Origin of the sequence: Coprococcus sp. AF16-22 (assembly GCF_003461545.1) — a bacterium.
Lineage (GTDB): Bacteria > Bacillota > Clostridia > Lachnospirales > Lachnospiraceae > Coprococcus > Coprococcus aceti.
Genome location: NZ_QTXH01000019.1, coordinates 1 through 761, shown reverse-complemented (window position 1 = coordinate 761; position 761 = coordinate 1). Strand labels below are relative to the sequence as shown.

The window sequence follows — 761 nt, the reverse complement described above, 5'->3', positions numbered from 1 at the left end:
CTGTCGCCACAGTTGGAGGAAAAACGGTTTGAAGTATACTGTGCGGTTGGCAGTATATACCGCCCGGAGATCAATCTGAACCGGTCTGTGTATGCCAGCATGGATTGGATAAATACAACACAGCTAGATATGTATTTTACGGCAAAGCGAAATGAAATACCGGTTTACGAGAATGAACAGCCGAGAGTTGATTATATCATCAAAAAGGGAGATGAAGCGTCTCTCAGAGAACAGATTGCGTTTGCCATGACAGGAATTGAGCATTATGTAATTCCGGCATTTGACAAGGTGGTGGATTTAAAGACTTGTGTGGATTATTTGGAGTTATATGGCTTTGATGAGTTGGAAATTAGTAGAAAAACTGAATGTAATGGGGATGTATTTATTTTGCCGGCAAAGTATCCGAATAAAGAATCCTATAGAGTGAAAGTGCAAAATGATTTCCAAGAGGCAAAGAGAAGTGTGTTGCAACGTATTTCGGAGGGAAAAATGACACAGGAGGCAGGCAGGGAAAAGTTGCTTTGGTGTGAAGAAAGCTATAATGATGATATCGAACAATACGGAAGATTTTTTGAAGATGAAACAACTAAAAAAGAACTTGAACGATTAAAGGCAGAGCGAGCAGAAAAAAATATAAATGCAATACGTGCGATGGGAATCAAAGTGTAGAAAATGAGGAAAAAGAAGGGAAGCAAGAAGAGGAAATTAAAACAAATAACGAGAAGGATTATTGCTGTAGTGCTGTCAATATCAATGTTATT

Annotated in this window: 1 protein-coding gene; it reads left to right on the top strand. The window is 38.6% G+C overall.

What is annotated here, in order from left to right; genetic code table 11:
* The coding region (locus DWW60_RS13075; RefSeq protein WP_243002975.1) for a hypothetical protein at positions 1-669 on the top strand (669 nt) is incomplete at its 5' end.
* Positions 670-761: the final 92 nt, after the last annotated feature.